Raw genomic sequence first — 19184 nt, 5'->3', positions numbered from 1 at the left:
CGTTGACATCTAAAAGACCCTAACCCTTTGGCAACGGTTGGAATAGACATAAAAATTTTTAATTGTTTTTCTAGATATTTACCAATCAGGATGCCTTTTTACTATTCTGTCATAAAAAATGGACAATTATAGCTTTATTATCGTTCCTGACCTTTACTTCCTTTAGTAATCGGTAACACCATGAACCGACGAGACGCCCTGAAACAAACCCTGACCGGCTTGGTCACCTGCCTGGCAGGCACGACATATGCATCGGCTAATTTCCTGAAAAATAGCGGCTCTTTCAACCTGCCAGCTACTGGAGTGTCTTCCCGACTGACTGCCGTACCCCCGATGGCCGTACCCCGGTTTTACATTGGAGCGTGCGACTGGTCGATTGGCAAATCAAGCGATGTAGCCGCCTTTGACGTTGCAAAACAAATTGGCCTAGACGGATTACAAGTGAGTATGGGTTCAGCGGCCAATAATATGCATCTGCGGCAGAAGGAGGTGCAGGAGGCATACAGAGCGGCCGCCAAACGCACCGGCGTTCAGATTGGCGGACTGGCGCTGGGCGAACTCAACAACGTACCCTACAAATCAGACCCCAAAGCTGAAGAATGGGTGCAGGATAGCATCGATGTAGCCAAAGCATTAAGGGTAAAAAACATTCTCCTGGCATTCTTTAGTGCAGGGGACCTTCGCAACGACCCGCAGGGTACCAAAGTGGTTGTGGAGCGGTTGAAGGTGGTAGCGCCCAAAGCCGAGAAAGCGGGTGTGATTCTGGGTATTGAGTCGTGGCTGTCGGCACCCGAGCATATGGCTATTATTGATGCTGTCGGTTCGCCCGCTGTAAAGGTCTACTACGATGTCTGCAACTCGACCGACCGTGGGTACGACATCTTTTCCGAGATGCGCCAGTTGGGTAGTAAGCAGATTTGTGAGATTCACCTCAAGGAAAACGGCGCGTTGCTAGGCAAAGGCAATGTTGATATGCAGAAGGTCCGACATGTACTGGATGAAATTGGCTACCGCGGCTGGCTGCATATGGAAGGCGCTATTCCGAAGGGACAGCCCATGCTCGAAAGCTACCAGGAAAACAACCGCTACGTCCGTTCCATATTTAGTTAGTACAACGGACCGGGTCGCCGGCGCGATTGTAATCCGTTTTTTTATCAATCCTTCTGAATCCTATGCTCTCCCTAACCCGACTTCCCCTTCTGCAATATACCCGCCCCGGCATGGCGTTGCTACTGGGCGGTGGCCTATTCCTGTTGAACCAAACCGGTGGACTATCACCGCGTCCGGAGCCGCAGCAATCCGCTATCGGTATCACTGCACCGGAACAATCAAAAGCTGTATTCGCCGATGATCCCAACAAGCTATACCTGCCGGATGATCTGGAGGCTACCCTCTGGGCGGAAGGGCCAATGTTTTACAACCCCACCAACATCGACGTTGATGCTCGTGGCCGGGTGTGGGTAACGGAGGCTGTCAACTACCGCGATTTCAACAACAAGCCCAATACCCGACTGAACCACCCCGAAGGTGAGCGGGTGATGATTCTGGAAGACACCAACGGCGACGGCAAAGCCGATAAGTCGACAGTGTTTGTGCAGGACAAAGACATCGTTTCTCCGCTGGGTATTGCCGTTATCGGCAACAAAGTGATTGTTTCCTGCGCCCCGAATCTGGTGGTGTTCACCGACGAAAACGGCGACGATAAACCCGACAAAAAAGAAATCCTGCTGACGGGCTTCGGCGGACTGGACCACGACCATTCGCTGCACGCGCTGGTAGTCGGTCCAGATGGTAAGTGGTACTTCAACACCGGTAATGCCGGTCCGCACGTGGTGACCGATAAAAGCGGCTGGACCTTACGGTCGGGCAGTCTTTATACTGGTGGTACGCCCTATAACAAGATTAACAAGGGCAACATGGTCAGCGACGATGGCCGGATATGGATCGGCGGACTGGCGTTGCGCATCAACCCCGACGGTACCGGACTGAAGGTAATGGGCCACAATTTCCGGAACAACTACGAACTCGGCTTGGACTCCTTTGGCAATATGTGGCAGAACGACAACGACGACCAGGTGGTGGCGTGTCGGACAAGCTGGCTCATGGAAGGGGCGAATGCCGGGTATTTCAGCCTGGATGGGACCCGCTACTGGCAGGGCGACCAGCGGCCGGGGCAGACTATACCCATTGCCCACTGGCACCAGGAGGACCCTGGCGTCATGCCCTCCGGTGATATTACCGGAGCCGGCTCGCCGACAGGTGTTGTCTTCTACGAAGGCGATGAATTGGGACCGAAGTATCGGGGCATGCTGCTTAGCGCCGAAGCGGGTCGGAACGTAATCTTCAGCTACAAACCCGAGCCGCAGGGTGCCGGCTATCGGCTGCCCCGCGTTGATTTTATAAGCACCTTTCCGGCAGTCGATGAAAATTACAAATGGAATCAGGTTGATAACGACTCGCGCAAGTGGTTCCGCCCCAGTGACGTGGCCGTGGGCACCGACGGTTCCTTATACATTGCGGACTGGTATGACCCCATTGTGGGCGGCCACCAGATGCACGACTCAAAAGGTTACGGACGCATTTTCCGCATTACGCCGAAGGGCAAAAGCCTGAAAACGCCCAAAATCGACCTGCGAAGTACCAAAGGGCAAATAGCTGCCTTGCAAAATCCAGCCGTCAATGTACGGGCGTTGGGTTTTGAAGTACTGAAGGCACAAGGCGAAAAGGCCATTAAGCCCGTAAAGAACTTGCTGACCGCCGAAAATCCGTACCACCGGGCGCGGGCGGTCTACCTGCTGGCGAACCTGGGCAACAAAGGCATTGCCGAGGTGAAAACGCTGCTGCGCTCCGATGACGCGGATATTCGCATTGCAGCGCTGCGCGCGCTACGCCAGGTGGAACAGAATGTGATGCCGGAGTTGCAACAACTTGCCGGTGACCCTTCTCCGTCCGTTCGTCGGGAGGTGGCCATTGCCCTGCGCGATGTTCCGTTTGACCAATGCAAAGACCTGCTGCTGAACCTGGTCAGCGGCTACGATGGACAGGACCGCTGGTACCTGGATGCCCTCGGTCAGGCGGCCGATAATAAGGAGGAAGCGCTCTTTGTCGCCCTAAAGCCAACCCTACCCGCTGACCCGGTGCAATGGGACCAGCGTACCGCTAATCTGATTTGGGAACTGCATCCTGCTTCGGCAGTTGGGTTGTTTAAACAACGGGCTGCTGCTCCAACGCTCACCGCCGATGCGCGTAAGCAGTCTATTGTCGCGCTTGGCTTCATTAAGGATATTGCGGCCGCCCAGGCCATGGTCGACCTGACAAAGCTGGAGGATAAAACCATAGCCGACCAGGCCAACTATTGGGTGAACTTCCGGCGCGGCAACGATTGGGCGACGCTGCTCAACTGGGATGAGGTTCTACCCCCTAAATTATCAGCTAATGAGCAGAAGATGTTAACCCTGCGCCAGAAACTGCTGGATGAATACACTACGGAACAGGACAAAACCAAAGTAGCCCTCGACATGGCCCGCGACCCGGACGGCGGCAAAGTGCTGGTCGGCCTGGCCGCCGACAAAAAGCTGCCAGATTCGGTGAAGAAAGCGGTGGGGGAAGTGATTTTCCAGAACGCCGATCAGTCGGTGCGGACCATGGCCGGCGATTACTTCACCCGCCCCGGCGCAACGGCATCCCTTTCGCTAAACAAGGTAACGGCGCTAACCGGTAGCGCTACCGCCGGGCAAGCCATCTTCAAAAACACCTGCTCGACCTGCCATCGCCACGGGCAGCAGGGTAAAGACATAGGTCCGGAGCTGACCAAGATTCACCAGAAGTTTGATAAAAATGGTTTGCTGGATGCCATTGTGAATCCCAGTGCCGGCTTAGCCTTTGGCTACGAGCCCTGGCTGATTACCACCAAAACCGGGCAGACCTACTACGGTTTCTTGTTGAGCGATGGGCAGCAGGCGGTCGTTATGAAAGATGCCGCCGGGCAAAAGCTCACAATTCCAACGGCTTCTATTACCTCGCGCAAACAATACAGCACAAGCCTCATGCCCGATGCCGTGTCGCTGGGCCTGAACGAGCAGCAACTGGCCGATTTAACGGCCTATTTGTTGCAGCAGTAATGTACTCGTATGTACCTTGCATCAGAAGGGGGCAAGGTACATGCTTACTTCGTCAGCGTATTCCCAATCGCCCGCCAGTCAATCTTCTGTACAATCTCATTGGCTACCTCAATCGGCCCCTTAATCGTAATCACCAGATTCTCCACCAGATTACCCCCTTTAGTAAATGAGTAGTGATACATCTTGTTGCTGCGACTATCGGCGCTAAGGTTATTTTTCCAGTTACCCAGCAGAATGACTGTTTCCGGACGAGGTGTAATGCCGTTCTTATCTCGCTTTAGCTGTACCTGCAAGGCTAGCGGCACACCGTTAATGGTAATGGTTTTGTAGGAGCTAACGAACCGATTACTAACGGGTTCCTCCAGCCGGTAATTGCCGGCGTTCATCTCCACATCAATGTCAATCGTTGATTCGGCTAATTGCTGCGCCCGGCTGGGATCAGCCTCCCGGTAGACGGAGTCTGTGCTGAGGACAAGTGAACGGGGTTGCCGAGTAAGTGTGTCGGGCTGAGAGGCAGCGTTATTCAGGCGAGTCTGGCGGGCCTGGGCGGTGCCGGCGCGTTCAAGTGTCAGATTATAGCGGTCACCGCAAACGTGGAAGAGCCGACCGAACTCATTGCTTAGCTCCAGATTATCCAGCGAATGGCGCTCATCGAAAATACGCCAGTTACCGGGGGGCATATTATTTTTAAACTGCTGCTGCAGCGTGTTTACTACGTTCACGTAGGAGGCTTTCTGCTCCAGGGTAGCCGGATGGCACTGGGCAAAGCTGCCTGGTGAAGCAAAAAGTAAGGAAAAAGAGAAAAGAAGGATATGTTTCATGGTCGATCTGTGATGTGAATTATATGAATGAACAGGCCGACCTATAAAAAGTTACGGAAAGACAACTATTATCCCGTCTTCCGCTACTCGTTCGCCGGAGCGTATAGCGCCCTCGATGTAGCCGTTCCAGATGTCGGCCGTTTCGGTGCCGGCTCAGTGTATGGCCAATTGGCTCCTTCAATGATTGACAAACGCTGGGCTACATACCCGGAACCGGCACAGCGGCATAGCTACAAAAAAAGTCAGGCTCACCCAAGCCTGACTGCACGTGCAACACCCAATAGGTACTTATTAAACAATGGCATCAATAGCCCAGGTCACAATGGCGACCAGAATACTGAATAGAAGGGCAGAAATAAAACCGTTCACGGCAAAACCGCCGATTAAGGCATCCGTCAGGTAAACCATGAGTACGTTGATGACTAAATAGAAAAGTCCCAACGTCAATATGGTAATGGGAATCGTCAGGATAACCAGAATTGGTTTGACTATGGCATTGAGCAAGCCAAGAACAACGGCCACAATCAGTGCCGTTACAAAGCTATCAACCGACACCCCGGGAATGATATACGCAGCAATCAGCACCGCTACGGCACTGACCAACAGCCTAAGAATTAAGCCCATACTGGTTAGAGGTTTTTGTGTTCTGAAAGAAACGAAAGCTGCTTCATATTTCAAACCTCTATAACTGGTATTTGTTTGGCTACCTTATTTTACGTGCCGCTGTTGCAGGACGGCAATGATCTCATCAAGACTTATATTCTTATGCTCCAGCAAGACCAGGAAGTGAAACAGCAGGTCGGCGGCTTCGCCTTTAAACAGGTCATCGTTGGTATCTTTGGCTTCAATCACCAGTTCTACCGCTTCTTCACCTACCTTTTGGGCTATCTTGTTAACCCCCCGGCCAAATAGTTTTGAGGTGTAAGAGCTTTCCGACGGGTTCTGTTTCCGGTCGTGGATGATACTCTGCAGGTAGTTCAGAAACTGACCATGTCCCTGATTGACTTCGTCAAAGCAGGTATCGGCTCCGGTATGACAGGTGGGGCCGGCCGGATGGGCTTTAATCAGCAGTGTATCACCGTCGCAGTCGATGAGAATCTCACGGACGTGCAGGAAATTATTGGACGTTTCGCCCTTGGTCCAGAGCCGTTGCTTGCTGCGGCTATAGAAGGTGACGACCCCCTCGGCCTTTGTTTTCTCGTAAGCCTCCTGATTCATGTAGCCCAGCATCAGCACTTTGCCGGTTTGTGAATCCTGGATGACAGCTGGTATTAAGCCATCGGGTGATTTATGAAAGTCAATCGTTGTGTTCATAGCTGTTATTAATCCGTCATCCGCATTTCAATACCCCGGCTTTGCAGGTATCGCTTTAAGGCCGGAATTTCAATTTCTTTAAAGTGAAAGATACTGGCCGCCAGTCCGGCATCGGCCTTGCCGTCGGTGAACACATCGACAAAGTGCTCCATCGAACCGGCTCCGCCTGAGGCAATAACCGGGATATTGGCTGAACCGGAAATCTGCGCCGTTAGCTCGACGGCGAATCCGTTTTTGGTACCATCGGTATCCATCGAGGTCAGCAGGATTTCGCCCGCGCCCCGGTCTTCTACTTCTCTGGCCCAGGCGATGGTACGGAGTTCAGTAGGTTTGCGGCCGCCATGCGTGTGTACGATATGCTCTCCGTTGACATAGCGGGTATCAATCGCCACTACAATACACTGACTGCCAAACTCCAGCGCCAGTTCATCCACCAGCGCCGGATTCCGCACTGCCGATGAGTTTATCGAAATCTTATCGGCCCCCGCATTCAGCAGCGCCGACACATCCGCCTTAGACGAAATGCCACCGCCAACGGTGAACGGAATATTCACCGTATGCGCTACCTTCCGGACTAGTTCAATGAGCGTTTTGCGGTCTTCAACGGTGGCGGTGATGTCCAGAAATACCAGTTCGTCAGCACCCTGTTCTGCATAGATTGCGCCCAGCTCGACCGGGTCACCGGCATCCCGCAGGTTTATAAAATTAGTGCCTTTAACGGTTCGGCCGTCTTTGATGTCAAGGCAGGGAATAATTCGTTTGGTTAACATAAAGGTAGGTACAATTAATAGCGAAGTGGGTCATCGCCAAATACTCCTTTAATTTTAAACAGTATAACTGCTATTTTCTGCAGCTCATCAACCTCCGGTCTGGCTTTGGCATAAGACAAAGGGTTACTATATGAGTAAGTGTGGAAATAGTCTTTTCCCAGTACTTCAACTATGTAGCCTACTCCGTCTCCCATAATAAGATGAGAGCCTTGTGCCTTCTGGGCTGTCACAACTACAGTACTATCGCTGTTTACCTTTACACGACTGCTATAATCACGTGGTTTCTGCTTCGGGAATATCTTCTCACGAATCTGGTCTTTGTCAGGTAAGGTTAAGAGGTCGAGTTGCACCATCTCCTGCCAAAAAGGTTCGTCCGGCTGTTGTTTGGGCTTACTACGTGTGAAACCTTTGAAGATTTGCTTGTTCCAGGACATGGTATACTTCATCAGCTTAACATTTTTACGCTTCTTGTCAATCACGTAAAGCTTCTGCGCATCACCGTAAGCGAGGGCAACTTTCTCCCAAACCCGTACCTGATATTCACCCTGCTTCAGTTTTGACTGTCGAATGTTTAATTGCTGGGCCAGTCGGCTAAAGCGCTCTGTGTGAACAGAGTCAACAGCAGCCCAGACAGGCAGATTACACAACAGCAAAAGTAGGATGAGGATGCGCTTCACCATGTTAAGCAACGAAGGTACTCAATTCCTTCAGCGATACCCTGCCTTCGTAAATCGCTTTGCCGACGATGACGCCGAACAAGCCCATATCAGCCAATGTTTCTATATCCTGCATGTTGCTGACGCCACCGCTGGCGATAATGTTCAGTTTTGGAGAGCGTTCCTGCAGGTTGCGGTAGAGGTCGAAGGAAGGGCCTTGCAGTAGTCCATCTTTAGCGACATCGGTACTAATTACATACTTTACACCCTTCTCCACATACTTTTCCACAAAGTCGTACACCCACACCTCCGTGGCTTCCTGCCAGCCGCTAACGGCAATCTTCTCGTTGTGCGCGTCGGCCCCCAGAATAATGGCTTCCGAGCCGTAGTGGCTCAGCCAACTTTCAAACACATCGGGCTGCTTCACCGCAATGCTGCCGCCTGTTACCTGTTTGGCGCCACACTCGAATACCACTCGCAGGTCGTCGTCGGATTGTACACCGCCCCCGAAGTCGATGTGCAAGCTGGTTTTGCCGGCAATCAGTTCCAGTACCTTCCAATTGACTACTCGTTTTTCTTTCGCCCCGTCGAGGTCGACCAGGTGCAGGCGGGTCAGGCCGGCGTCTTCAAACTGCTGCGCTACTTCCAGCGGCCGGGCGTTGTATTCTTTCTTCTGGTTGTAGTCGCCCTGCGTCAGCCGGACGGCCTTGCCTTCAATAATGTCTATAGCGGGTATGATATACATTGTGTGTCGCTTACAACTTCAAAAAATTCTCCAGAATCCGCTGCCCCACATTGCCACTGATTTCGCAGTGAAACTGAGCCGCATAAAAGTTGTCTTTGTGCAGCATAGCGCTAAATGGGCGGATGTACTCGCACTCGGCGATAGTATAGTCGCAAACATCAGCCGCGTAGCTGTGGACAAAATACATATATGCCTGCTCCGGCAGCCCAGTCGTAAGCGGCCCACGTAGGTTACTGATGCTGTTCCAGCCCATGTGCGGCACCTTATAGCCCGGTGTGGCCGGGAAGCGCCGGACATCAATATCGAAGATACCCATGCAGGTGGTGTTATTCTCCTCGGAGTAGCGGCACATGAGCTGCATACCCACGCAGGTACCCAGTACCGGCTGCTTCAGCGATGGAATCAGCTTATTCAGTCCACGTTCGCGGAGGTACGCCATAGCGGTGCTGGCTTCGCCCACGCCGGGGAAAATAACCTTGTCCGCCGAACGGATTTCGGCTTCGTCGTCGGTGAGCAGGTAGCTGGCCCCCAGCCGGTCCAGCGCGTACATCACGGATTGGACGTTACCAGCGTTGTATTTGATGATGACTGTTTTCATAGCAAAAAAGCCCGGCTCATCGACAGAACCGGGCTTTGTGGGTATCGGAAAATAATTTCGTTCAATACGGATCACAAAAACAAAAGCACCGCTCTGTCCTTACTGGCAGACGTGATGATGGTGCTGATGAAATGTGGTTGCTAAAATCATGAAGCAAAGGTAGCGGATGCCATTGTTAGATGCAAACTAAAACAAACTCCCCTGCACCACCTTCGGCTGCAAGGTTGGCTCTTTGAGATTCAGACCGCAATGCTCGTTTAGCTGCCGGACCCAGTGGAGTACCAGTTCCGGGGTGGTATCATTTTCGGCTCCGCCGTGGATAAACAGGTAAGCCGTTTGCAGGCCACGGTCAAACCAGGTTTTCAGGCGCTGTACCCAGGCATCGGCGCGGGAGAAGTCGGTGGGGTGACCATCGTTGGCGATGAAGCGGAGTACCAGCACCGGGCTCGATACGCTCATGTGCAGGACGTCGCGCCGGCCGGCTACGTCGGTCATCACCACGTCCCGGCGCAGGGCGTGTAAACCTTCCAGCGTTCGTTGCCAGGTATCGGCTTTGCGAAACCAGTCGGGGTGGCGGAACTCGACGGCTACTTCCAGGTCATCAGGCAGGCTTCTCAGATACCGCTCCAGGACCGGCCATTTATCCGGGCCGAAGGCGGGGGGCAGTTGCAGAAAGGTGGTGCCTAAGAACTCTTCCAGCCCCAGTACGGCATCGATGAATTCTTCCGTTAACGCTTCGGAGCCGACCAGCATGCGCTCGTGGCTGATGACCTGCGGGAACTTCGGGCAGTAGACAAACCCCTCGACGGCATCGCGCTTCCACTTGTCAATCATGGCCGCCGTTGGAATCTGGTAATGCGTCAGGTTCAGCTCAATGGTGTTGAACTGACGGGTGTAGTGCTGCAGAAAATCCTTTTCCTTCGCCTGCGAGGGGTAAATCTTGCCGACGTAGTTTTTATTCGCCCAGATGGGGCCACCAATATATACTTCCGGGTGCGACGTCGGCTCAATTGTATCCCAAACCTTCAGGTTGAATGGATTTCCGGGAGGCAGCCTGAAATCGACCGTATCAAGGTTATTGACTTTTCCAAATTCCATGGGGGTGTAAGGGTGAAGTGTCTTGTTAAAACTACGAAAAAAGGCTTTCGTTTTCGTGCCCGTTCTGAATTAACTAATTTTGTGGCACTTTACTGAGTGAGGATAGCTGAGCATGATTTCGAAGACGTATAATCCGAAAGACATTGAAGAAAAGTGGTACCAGTATTGGCTGGATAAGCAGTTCTTCAAATCGACGCCCGATGAGCGTGAGCCGTATACCATTGTGATACCGCCACCAAACGTCACGGGTGTTCTTCATATGGGTCACATGCTGAACAACACGATTCAGGATGTGCTGATCCGGAAAGCCCGGATGGAAGGCAAAAACGCCTGCTGGGTACCCGGTACCGACCACGCGTCTATCGCGACCGAGGCTAAAGTGGTGGCTATGCTGAAAGAGCAGGGCATCAGCAAAAAAGACATCGGCCGGGAGAAGTTTATCGAACATGCCTGGGAATGGACGCATAAATACGGCGGCATTATCCTGCAGCAACTCCGCAAACTCGGCGCTTCCTGCGACTGGGACCGGACCCGCTTTACCATGGAGCCGGCCTTGTACGATGCCGTTATTGAGGTATTCGTTGACCTGTACAATAAGGGCCAGATTTACCGGGGTGTCCGGATGGTGAACTGGGACCCCCAGGGCCGTACCGCCGTTTCCGACGAAGAGGTAATTACCAAGGAAGTTCAGCAGAAGCTCAGCTATATCCATTACCCAATAAAGGGGCAGGAGGGGGAATTTGTGACCATCGCTACGGTTCGGCCTGAGACCATTATGGCCGATACCGCCATCTGCGTGAACCCCAACGACGAGCGGTACAAGCACCTGCACGGCAAAAAAGCGTTGATTCCACTGATAAACCGGGAGATACCCATCATCACCGATGAGTATGTAACCATGGATTTCGGAACGGGCTGTCTGAAAGTAACGCCCGCTCACGACCCGAATGACTATGAGCTCGGCGTGAAGCACAACCTGCCGGTTATCGATATCCTGAACGAAGATGGTACCCTTAATGAGCAGGCGCAAATCTTCGTGGGTATGGACCGCTTTGCCGCCCGCAAGGCAGTTTTGAAGGAGCTGGAAGAGAAAGGCTTCCTCGTTAAGACAGAAGAGTACAAGTCGAACGTGGGCTTCTCAGAGCGGACCAATGAGGTGATTGAGCCGAAGCTCTCGCTGCAGTGGTTCCTGAAGATGAAGGACCTCTCGAAGCCCGCGCTCGACAACGTCATGAACGACACCATTCAACTGCATCCAGCCAAGTTCAAGAATATGTACCGGTCGTGGATGGAGAACGTGCATGACTGGTGCATCAGCCGTCAGTTGTGGTGGGGGCACCGGATTCCGGCTTTCTACATGAAAGACGGCACCATCATCGTGGCCAAAAACAAACGGGAAGCTTTGCGGAAAGTTCAGCACGAGCGGCTGCTGTTTGCCATGACCGAGGCTGACCTGACGCAGGACGAAGACGTTCTGGATACCTGGTTCTCGTCGTGGTTGTGGCCCATGTCGGTATTCGACGGGTTCAAAGACCCGAACAACGCCGATATTAACTACTATTACCCGACAAATACGCTCATTACGGCACCCGAAATTCTGTTCTTCTGGGTGGCCCGGATGATTATAGCCGGTTACGAGTACAAAGGCCGGGAGCCGTTCCAGGATGTGTACCTGACGGGTATCGTTCGCGATAAACAGGGCCGGAAGATGTCAAAATCCCTCGGTAACTCTCCCGACCCGCTCGACCTGATTGAGCAGTACGGTGCCGACGGCGTGCGGACAGGTATGCTGTTCAGCTCCCCGGCGGGTAACGACCTGCTATTCGACGAAAAGCTGGTTGAGCAAGGCCGTAACTTCTGCAATAAAATCTGGAATGCATTTCGCTTGGTAAAAGGCTGGCAGGTAACCGACCAACCAGTAAACAGTGGTAACGAGTTAGCCATCCGCTGGTTCGAGGCAAAGCTGAGCCAGACGATAACCGACCTGCAGGACCACTTCAGCAAATTCCGGATGTCGGATGCGTTGCAGACGGTCTATAAACTTATCTGGGACGATTTCTGCTCACAGTACCTGGAGATGATTAAGCCGGGATTTGAGCAGCCTGACGCGGCCCGACCCATCGACCGGGCAACCTTCGATGCCACCATTGATTTCTTCGAGCGGCTGATGAAGCTGACGCATCCGTTTATGCCGTTCATTACCGAAGAAATCTGGCAGGACATTCGTCCCCGGCAGGAAGGCGAAAGTATCTGCGTCGCCGATTACCCCAAAGCAGGCTCGGTCGATACGCAGGTGCTGGCAGACTTTGAACTGTTGTTTGAGCTGGTATCGGGTATTCGGAACATCCGCAACAGCAAGCAGATTGCCCCGAAGACGGAACTGCCGCTAGCCATCCGGACCGAATCGCCGGACCGCTTCCGACCACTGGAAAGCCTGGTTCAGAAGCTGGCGAATGTGTCGGAGATTCGATACGTCAGCGACAAGGCAGACGGCATGTCATTTGTCATCAAAGGCGATGAGTTTTACATCAACATTGCCGGTGAGATTGACGTAGAGCAGGAGCGGGCTAACCTGGAAAAAGAACTGGAATACACCAAAGGCTTCCGCGACTCGGTTGTAAAAAAGCTCTCGAATGAAAAGTTTGTCTTCAATGCCAAGCCAGATGTGGTGGAACGGGAACGGCAGAAACTTGCCGATGCCGAAGCAAAAATCAAGACGCTGGAAGAGAGTTTGTTAGCGCTTTCGCGATAAGACAAAAGGTCTCGGTTACCTCAAAAAAGCCGGTATTGCTGCCGGCTTTTTTGTTAATAAATTATAAAATCTACGATCGTATGCTAATTTAATTTATAAAAATTAGCAGAAAAGTATTATTCTTGAGCAAAGTTTACAGAGGCTCACTCACACCGTTGAAAATTTTCCAAAGATGAAAAAGGCTATTTTCCTGGACCGGGATGGCGTTTTAAATGAAGACCGGGTGGATTACGTCTACCGAACCGAAGACATGGTAATTCCGGATGGCGTTGCCGAAGGGCTGCAACTGCTGAAGGAAGCCGGTTATTTACTGATTGTAGTTACTAACCAGGCGGGTATTGCCAAAGGGATATATACCCGCGACGATGTGATGCGCTGCCACCAGTACATCCAGACGAAGTGCGGCAACGTGCTGGACGATATCTACTACTGTCCGCACCACCCAGATTATACATCACGTTCGCTGGCTCGCAAGCCCGAGTCGCTGCTGCTGGAGAAGGCCATTGCCAAATACAATATCGATGTGAGTGGCTCCTGGATGTTCGGTGATGCCCTGCGCGACATTCAGGCGGGTCGGCGGGTTGGTGTCCGCACGGTACACATCACCCACAACATACCACAGCCACCGGTAGGCGACGGTCATGCCGCCAGCCTACTGGAGGCATCTCAGTTTGTATTAAGCGTTGTGTGATACAGCGCGTTCTGTTTGGTGGTAAGCGCTGTCGTAGGCAGGGCAGGCACCCCGGCGGGCGCATGAACTAAGCGATAGCAGGGAGATGACACCGCAAAAGATAAGTAGCTTCTTCATGTTCAAAATATAAAAATACCGTTAATAGACAGACTAACTGTCTATTAACGGTAAAGATACTAATTTTCTTCTTTCACTAATTCAACTTCCGGCTCACTTTCTTTTTCAGCGGTCAGTGCGGCTTCGGCATCAGCTGCCGCTTCGGCGTCAGCAGCATCCTTTTCGGTAGGTGCCGGCTCGTCAGATGGGTTGAAACCCAGGATACGCAGCATTACGTCGCTGTTCTGTTCCGGCGCAAACAGGCGGGTTTTGATGTTCCCGTTCTCGTCTTTCTCTACAATTACATGCTGCGGAGCCGGAATCAGGCAGTGCTGAATGCCACCGTAACCACCCAGCGATTCCTGATACGCGCCCGTATGGAACAGACCCACATACTGGTCCTCCATATCCATATCAAAAATGGGCAGATACAAGTCAGCGCTGTGCGCTTCTGTATTGTAGAAATCGTGCGAGTCGCAGGTCAGGCCGCCAAGGTTTACCTTTTGGTACGGGTTGTCCCAGTTATTAACCGCCAGCATAATATACTTCTGCCCTAAGCCCCACGAATCGGGAAGCTGCGTGATAAACGAGCCGTCGATCATGTACCAGAGCTCTTTGTCGTTCTGCAACTTCTGGTCGATTACCTTGTAGATTACCGCACCGCTTTCACCCACCGTGTAGCTGCCGAACTCCGTGAAGATATGCGGCACCGGCACGTTGTTCTTGTTGCAGATCCACTGGATACTCTCGACAATCTGGTCGATCATTGCCTGGTAATCGTACGCAAACTGGAACGAGGTCTGAATCGGCAGTCCACCGCCAATATCAATTGAGTCGAGGTCCGGGCAGAGCTTCCGCAGTTCGCAGTACTTATACATGAAGCGGCTCAGTTCACTCCAGTAATACGCGCTGTCTTTGATGCCCGTATTGATGAAGAAGTGCAGCATCTTCAGCTTAAACTTCTCATTGGTAGCAATCTTCGTCTTATACAGCTCATTGATGTCGCTGTAGCGGATACCTAAGCGGGAGGTATAAAAAGCGAAATTTGGTTCCTCATCCGTGGCAATGCGGATACCGAGGTTTACCGTTTCGGCTTCAATATTCTCATACGCGTCAATCTCACCCAGGTGGTCGAGCACCGGGATACAGTTGGTAAACCCGTCGTCAATCAACTCCCGGATGTATTGCGTATAAAGCGGGCGCTTATAGCCGTTGCAGATGATATAGGTGCTCTTGCTCACCTTACCCAGCTTGTACAACTCCCGGATAATGGGAATATCATACGCCGAGGAGCTCTCCAGGTGAATATTATTCTTCAGGGCTTCTTCCAGCACAAACCGGAAATGGGAGGACTTGGTACAATAACAGTACGTATACGTTCCCTTGTAGTTATACCGCTTTATCGCATTCTTGAAAAGCAGGTGGGCGTGTTCAATGTGCTCAGTGATCTTCGGCAGATACGTCAGTTTGAGCGGTGTACCGTACTGTTTGATAATGTCCATCAACGGAACATTGTTGAACAGCAATTCATTGTTTTCGACGTGAAACTCCAGTGTTGGAAATTCAAAGGTCTGTTCAATCAGGTCTGTGTAAGTCTTCATCCCTTCGTCCGGCGCATAAAACGTGTTTTGTTGGTCAAAAAAAAGTGTGCGAAGTTGGCACAAAATACAATGTCATGCAACTGAACATCATACCCAAGTTACACAACGCAAAACAGCGGGTTTTTGATTCTGAATACCCATAAATTTTACCGCTCCGGCGGATTATGGTCCGGGTTTCGGCAAACCGAAAAGATACTGTAATTTTGAATCCATTTCCGACCAGACAAATCAGCGAATGAAGCCAAAGGCTATTCATTTTATTTCAATTGGCGGCAGCGCCATGCATAATTTGGCGATTGCTCTTCACCAGCAGGGGTATCACATCACCGGTTCCGACGACGAAATTTACGAGCCCTCCCGCACCCGCTTGCAGCAGTATGGCCTGATGCCGGAGCAGGACGGGTGGTTTCCAGAAAAAATCCATAGCGAACTGAATACCGTCATCCTGGGGATGCACGCCCGTCGCGATAACCCCGAACTGGTTAGGGCGCAGGAATTGGGCCTGCCGGTATATTCCTATCCAGAATTTATTTTTGAGGAAAGTCAGCAGAAGCAGCGGGTAGTCATTGCGGGCAGTCACGGCAAGACGACCATTACGGCCATGATTCTGCACGTACTGAAGTACTTCAACCGCAACTTCGATTATCTGGTTGGCGCACAGATTGAAGGCTTTGACACCATGGTGCGGCTCACTGAAGACGCTCCGCTCATCGTAATCGAAGGGGATGAATATGCCTCTTCGCCCATCGACCCCCGGCCGAAGTTCATGCACTACCAGCCGCATATTGCGCTTATCAGCGGCATTGCCTGGGACCACGTTAATATTTATCCAACCTACGAAGAATACGTCGACCAGTTTGAATTGCTGGCCGAAGCAATGCCCAAAGCGGGTACGCTGATATTCGACGAGACCGACGATATGCTGGACGTTATCGGGCTAAAGGAGCGCCCGGATGTGCAGAGCGTACCGTATGTAGCGCACCCGCACCGCATTCTGCACGGGCAGACGGTCCTTATCAGCAAAACCGGGAAAGATATTCCGGTGCTGGTGTTCGGCGAGCATAATATGAAGAACATCAGTGGAGCGATGGAGGTCTGCGACCGGCTCGGCGTAACCAGCGAGATGTTCTACGAAGCCATCCAAAGCTTCAAAGGCGCTGCCCGCCGGCTGGAGAAAGTGGCCGAAAACAATGGTCGGGTACTCTACCGCGATTTTGCTCATGCTCCTTCCAAGGTAGAAGCTACCACGCAGGCGGTGAAAGAGCAGTATCCCGACCGCAAGCTGCTGGCCGCTGTGGAACTGCATACCTTTAGCAGCCTAAACAAAAACTTTCTGAGTCAGTACAAAAACCGGCTCGATGCGGCCGATGTCGCGGCTGTGTACTTCAATGAGCACACCTTACAGCAGAAGCGGCTGGAACCAATCTCCGCCGATGACGTCAAAGCCGCCTTTGACCGGCCGGACCTGAAGGTATTTACCGATACGGCCGCGCTAGAAGACTTCCTGCTGACCCAGCGGCAGGCGGCAAACGTATTTTTGCTAATGAGTTCCGGTACCTACGGCGGCCTGGATATTCAGAAAGTAGCAAAAGAGTTGGTGTAGTATTATTTGTTGTGTTCTTATGCAAAGTATAGTCGTTTACTGCGGTTCCAACCCCGGAACCAACATGAAATACAGAGAAGTCGCCGTTGAACTTGGGCAGAAGCTGGCGGCTCGCAAAATCCGCCTGATTTACGGGGGCGGCAATCTGGGCCTGATGGGCACCGTGGCCGATGCCGTATTGACGGCTGGTGGGCAGGTGACGGGCGTTATTCCCAATTTCCTGGCCCAGTTGGAGGTGGCCCACAATACCCTAACCGAATTGCATTTTGTTGAGACCATGCATGAGCGGAAGTTCAAAATGGTGCAGCTCTCCAAGGGCGTCATTGCGCTGCCCGGTGGCTACGGTACCCTCGATGAGCTGTTCGAAATTCTGGCGTGGCGGCAGCTAAAGCTGTACCAGGGTCCCATTGCCGTCCTGAACGTAAACGGTTTCTACGACCTGATGCTGAAGCAGCTCGACCGGATGGTGGAAGAAGGTTTTCTGAAGCCGGAAAATCGAGCGCTGCTTATTGTGGCCGATACCATTGATGAGATTCTGTCGGAGTTTGAAGCCTTTTGGGAGGAGGTTATATAAACGACTGAAAGTAGACTAACAATGTCGTATCTTCGTTTCTTGTAAAACCACCTGAGAGTTAAGCGAATGAAACGTAAAGGCGCTATTCTGATAGGTCTTTTCTTTACCGTAATCAGCAGTTCCATTGCCCAGCAGAACACCCCGGCCAAAGCCGAAAATCTGGGAGGGCAGGTCAATACAGAGTACAACGAAATCAACCCTGTTATTTCTCCCGATGGCCGCACCCTTTATTTTGCCCGCATCAGTCACCCGCAAAATACCCACGGTGCCAAAGGCAGTCAGGACATCTGGTACTCCGAAATTCAGCCCAATGGTCAGTGGGGAACCGCCCGGCGCATGGGTTTTCCGCTGAACAAAGATGAGTACAACAGTGCCTATAGCATCACCCCCGATGGCAATACTATGCTGATCAAAGGGGCCTACAATAACGGCAATTACGAAACCAGAGGCTTTTCTATCAGCAAACGTACCGCTAATGGCTGGTCAGTCCCACAGAAACTGGTGATTCCCGGTTACGAAAAAATGAGCCAGGGACAGTTCGACTGCGGTTTTATGTCGGCCGATGGCAAGGTGTTGATTATGGCCTTCAGCGAAAAGAAGAACAGCAAGGAGGATGATGTTTATGTGAGTTTCCGGCAGAAAGACGGCTCGTGGAGCAAGCCGATGAACCTGGGCCCGGAGGTCAATTCCAAATTCACCGAGACCACGCCTTTTCTGGCTTCCGACGGGGCCACGCTGTACTTCTCCAGCGACCGTGAAGGCGGCCTTGGCAGCAATGATATATACGTAACCAAGCGGGTTGATAAAACCTGGAAGCGGTGGTCGAAGCCGGTAAACCTCGGACCGGCCATCAACACCGAGGGCTACGACGCTTACTATTCCGTAGCCGCTTCCGGTGAATACGCTTACATGACCACGTTCAAAAACACGATGGGTAAGGGTGATGTGGTCCGGGTTAAACTGATGGATATGAACCAGCCGGATACGCAGGCACCCAAGGAGACCCTCCCTGACCCGGTGGTGCTGATTAGCGGTAAGGTCATCGACCAGAAAACCGGCAAACCTGTAGAAGCCCGGATCGTGTACGAAACCCTGCCCGACGGGGCCGAAGCCGGTGAAGCCATCTCCAACCCGCTTACCGGCGAATACAAAATTGTACTGCCCTACGGTAAGAAGTACAGCATGCGGGCCATCGCCAAAGACTTCATCGCCGAAGGTGACAACATTGACCTGACCGAAACCAAGGGCTACCAGGAAATTAAAGGCAAAGAGCTGAAATTAGTGCCTATTGAGGTGGGGCGCTCCGTTCGCCTGAACAACATCTTCTTTGACGTTAACAAGGCTGAACTACGGCCTGAATCCTTCCCCGAGCTCGACCGCGTCGTAGTCACCCTGAACGAGAACCCGAAGATGACCATTGAACTGGGCGGTCATACCGATAACACCGGCTCCGACGAGTCAAACCTGAAACTCTCGCAGGACCGCGCCGATTCTGTTCGTGAATACATCATCGGCAAAGGCATTGAGCCCGACCGCGTCGGCAGCAAAGGCTACGGCGAAAGCAAACCCGTTGCCACCAACGACTCCGACGAAGGCCGCCAGCAAAACCGGCGGGTGGAGTTTATTATTGTGAAGAAATAATCTTCATTTGACAGTATGCAGTTCTCAGTAGGCAGAAATGAAAAAAGCTCCTCTAGCAAGGGGAGCTTTTCTTGTATGCTTGTGTCCTAAATACTTGGCCTTG

Annotated in this window: 16 protein-coding genes; 7 read left to right on the top strand and 9 right to left on the bottom strand. The window is 52.2% G+C overall.

What is annotated here, in order from left to right:
• Positions 1 to 180: 180 nt before the first annotated feature.
• On the top strand, positions 181 to 1110 hold the full coding sequence (locus ABD949_RS04195; RefSeq protein ID WP_345240889.1) for a sugar phosphate isomerase/epimerase family protein: 930 nt from the start codon (positions 181 to 183) through the stop codon (positions 1108 to 1110).
• A gap of 62 nt (positions 1111 to 1172) precedes the next feature.
• On the top strand, positions 1173 to 4121 hold the full coding sequence (locus ABD949_RS04190) for a PVC-type heme-binding CxxCH protein (RefSeq protein WP_345240887.1): 2949 nt from the start codon (positions 1173 to 1175) through the stop codon (positions 4119 to 4121).
• Between the two features lie 44 nt (positions 4122 to 4165).
• On the opposite strand, the gene ABD949_RS04185 is transcribed toward ABD949_RS04190, so the two are convergent.
• From ABD949_RS04185 to ABD949_RS04150, 8 genes are all read right to left on the bottom strand, one after another.
• Complete coding sequence (locus ABD949_RS04185; RefSeq protein WP_345240884.1) at positions 4166 to 4942, bottom strand: hypothetical protein; 777 nt, start codon at positions 4940 to 4942, stop codon at positions 4166 to 4168.
• A 291-nt stretch (positions 4943 to 5233) separates the two neighbouring features.
• Positions 5234 to 5566 (bottom strand): phage holin family protein, encoded by a 333-nt coding sequence (locus tag ABD949_RS04180; RefSeq protein WP_345240882.1) that lies wholly within the window; start codon positions 5564 to 5566, stop codon positions 5234 to 5236.
• 84 nt (positions 5567 to 5650) lie between these two features.
• Positions 5651 to 6256, bottom strand: a complete 606-nt coding sequence (gene hisIE, locus ABD949_RS04175) for a bifunctional phosphoribosyl-AMP cyclohydrolase/phosphoribosyl-ATP diphosphatase HisIE (RefSeq protein WP_345240880.1) — start codon at positions 6254 to 6256, stop codon at positions 5651 to 5653.
• An 8-nt stretch (positions 6257 to 6264) separates the two neighbouring features.
• Positions 6265 to 7026 (bottom strand): imidazole glycerol phosphate synthase subunit HisF, encoded by a 762-nt coding sequence (gene hisF, locus ABD949_RS04170; protein WP_345240878.1) that lies wholly within the window; start codon positions 7024 to 7026, stop codon positions 6265 to 6267.
• A 14-nt stretch (positions 7027 to 7040) separates the two neighbouring features.
• Positions 7041 to 7706, bottom strand: coding sequence for a hypothetical protein (locus tag ABD949_RS04165; protein ID WP_345240876.1), 666 nt, complete (start codon positions 7704 to 7706; stop codon positions 7041 to 7043).
• 1 nt (position 7707) lies between these two features.
• Entirely contained in the window at positions 7708 to 8427 is a 720-nt protein-coding gene (gene hisA / locus ABD949_RS04160; RefSeq protein WP_345240874.1) for a 1-(5-phosphoribosyl)-5-[(5-phosphoribosylamino)methylideneamino]imidazole-4-carboxamide isomerase, read from the bottom strand.
• Positions 8428 to 8437: 10 nt separating this feature from the next.
• Complete coding sequence (gene hisH / locus ABD949_RS04155) at positions 8438 to 9025, bottom strand: imidazole glycerol phosphate synthase subunit HisH (RefSeq protein ID WP_345240872.1); 588 nt, start codon at positions 9023 to 9025, stop codon at positions 8438 to 8440.
• A 186-nt stretch (positions 9026 to 9211) separates the two neighbouring features.
• Positions 9212 to 10123 carry a DUF72 domain-containing protein gene (locus ABD949_RS04150; protein WP_345240871.1) on the bottom strand — a complete coding sequence of 304 codons (912 nt, stop codon included), beginning with the start codon at positions 10121 to 10123 and terminating at the stop codon, positions 9212 to 9214.
• A gap of 112 nt (positions 10124 to 10235) precedes the next feature.
• Between ABD949_RS04150 and ABD949_RS04145 the strand changes: the two genes are divergently transcribed.
• Both ABD949_RS04145 and ABD949_RS04140 read left to right on the top strand, forming a co-directional pair.
• Positions 10236 to 12875 (top strand): valine--tRNA ligase, encoded by a 2640-nt coding sequence (locus ABD949_RS04145; RefSeq protein ID WP_345240869.1) that lies wholly within the window; start codon positions 10236 to 10238, stop codon positions 12873 to 12875.
• A gap of 172 nt (positions 12876 to 13047) precedes the next feature.
• The gene (locus tag ABD949_RS04140) at positions 13048 to 13566 is read left to right on the top strand and encodes a D-glycero-alpha-D-manno-heptose-1,7-bisphosphate 7-phosphatase (RefSeq protein WP_345240867.1); all 519 of its coding nucleotides are present in this window, start codon (positions 13048 to 13050) and stop codon (positions 13564 to 13566) included.
• A 176-nt stretch (positions 13567 to 13742) separates the two neighbouring features.
• Here the strand turns inward: ABD949_RS04140 and ABD949_RS04135 are convergent, their stop codons facing one another.
• Positions 13743 to 15263, bottom strand: a complete 1521-nt coding sequence (locus tag ABD949_RS04135) for a type III PLP-dependent enzyme domain-containing protein (RefSeq protein ID WP_345240864.1) — start codon at positions 15261 to 15263, stop codon at positions 13743 to 13745.
• A 235-nt stretch (positions 15264 to 15498) separates the two neighbouring features.
• Here ABD949_RS04135 and ABD949_RS04130 point away from each other — a divergent pair, with 235 nt between their 5' ends.
• From ABD949_RS04130 to ABD949_RS04120, 3 genes are all read left to right on the top strand, one after another.
• Positions 15499 to 16866, top strand: a complete 1368-nt coding sequence (locus ABD949_RS04130) for a UDP-N-acetylmuramate--L-alanine ligase (RefSeq protein ID WP_345240862.1) — start codon at positions 15499 to 15501, stop codon at positions 16864 to 16866.
• 19 nt (positions 16867 to 16885) lie between these two features.
• Complete coding sequence (locus ABD949_RS04125) at positions 16886 to 17440, top strand: LOG family protein (RefSeq protein WP_345240860.1); 555 nt, start codon at positions 16886 to 16888, stop codon at positions 17438 to 17440.
• A gap of 66 nt (positions 17441 to 17506) precedes the next feature.
• Positions 17507 to 19081: an OmpA family protein gene (locus ABD949_RS04120; protein WP_345240858.1), complete on the top strand. Its 1575-nt coding sequence runs from the start codon at positions 17507 to 17509 to the stop codon at positions 19079 to 19081.
• The last annotated feature ends 103 nt before the right edge of the window (positions 19082 to 19184 follow it).

It is taken from the genome of Nibrella saemangeumensis (genome assembly GCF_039541915.1).
Lineage (GTDB): Bacteria > Bacteroidota > Bacteroidia > Cytophagales > Spirosomataceae > Nibrella > Nibrella saemangeumensis.
This window is presented reverse-complemented; position numbering and strand designations above follow the sequence as displayed.

Excerpts from the sequence above, each read along its gene's own strand:
- ABD949_RS04195 (WP_345240889.1), top strand. The coding sequence starts at position 181 with ATGAACCGACGAGACGCCCTGAAACAAACCCTGACCGGCTTGGTCACC.
- ABD949_RS04190 (WP_345240887.1), top strand. The coding sequence starts at position 1,173 with ATGCTCTCCCTAACCCGACTTCCCCTTCTGCAATATACCCGCCCCGGC.
- ABD949_RS04185 (WP_345240884.1), bottom strand. The coding sequence starts at position 4,942 with ATGAAACATATCCTTCTTTTCTCTTTTTCCTTACTTTTTGCTTCACCA.
- ABD949_RS04180 (WP_345240882.1), bottom strand. The coding sequence starts at position 5,566 with ATGGGCTTAATTCTTAGGCTGTTGGTCAGTGCCGTAGCGGTGCTGATT.
- hisIE (WP_345240880.1), bottom strand. The coding sequence starts at position 6,256 with ATGAACACAACGATTGACTTTCATAAATCACCCGATGGCTTAATACCA.
- hisF (WP_345240878.1), bottom strand. The coding sequence starts at position 7,026 with ATGTTAACCAAACGAATTATTCCCTGCCTTGACATCAAAGACGGCCGA.
- ABD949_RS04165 (WP_345240876.1), bottom strand. The coding sequence starts at position 7,706 with ATGGTGAAGCGCATCCTCATCCTACTTTTGCTGTTGTGTAATCTGCCT.
- hisA (WP_345240874.1), bottom strand. The coding sequence starts at position 8,427 with ATGTATATCATACCCGCTATAGACATTATTGAAGGCAAGGCCGTCCGG.
- hisH (WP_345240872.1), bottom strand. The coding sequence starts at position 9,025 with ATGAAAACAGTCATCATCAAATACAACGCTGGTAACGTCCAATCCGTG.
- ABD949_RS04150 (WP_345240871.1), bottom strand. The coding sequence starts at position 10,123 with ATGGAATTTGGAAAAGTCAATAACCTTGATACGGTCGATTTCAGGCTG.
- ABD949_RS04145 (WP_345240869.1), top strand. The coding sequence starts at position 10,236 with ATGATTTCGAAGACGTATAATCCGAAAGACATTGAAGAAAAGTGGTAC.
- ABD949_RS04140 (WP_345240867.1), top strand. The coding sequence starts at position 13,048 with ATGAAAAAGGCTATTTTCCTGGACCGGGATGGCGTTTTAAATGAAGAC.
- ABD949_RS04135 (WP_345240864.1), bottom strand. The coding sequence starts at position 15,263 with ATGAAGACTTACACAGACCTGATTGAACAGACCTTTGAATTTCCAACA.
- ABD949_RS04130 (WP_345240862.1), top strand. The coding sequence starts at position 15,499 with ATGAAGCCAAAGGCTATTCATTTTATTTCAATTGGCGGCAGCGCCATG.
- ABD949_RS04125 (WP_345240860.1), top strand. The coding sequence starts at position 16,886 with ATGCAAAGTATAGTCGTTTACTGCGGTTCCAACCCCGGAACCAACATG.
- ABD949_RS04120 (WP_345240858.1), top strand. The coding sequence starts at position 17,507 with ATGAAACGTAAAGGCGCTATTCTGATAGGTCTTTTCTTTACCGTAATC.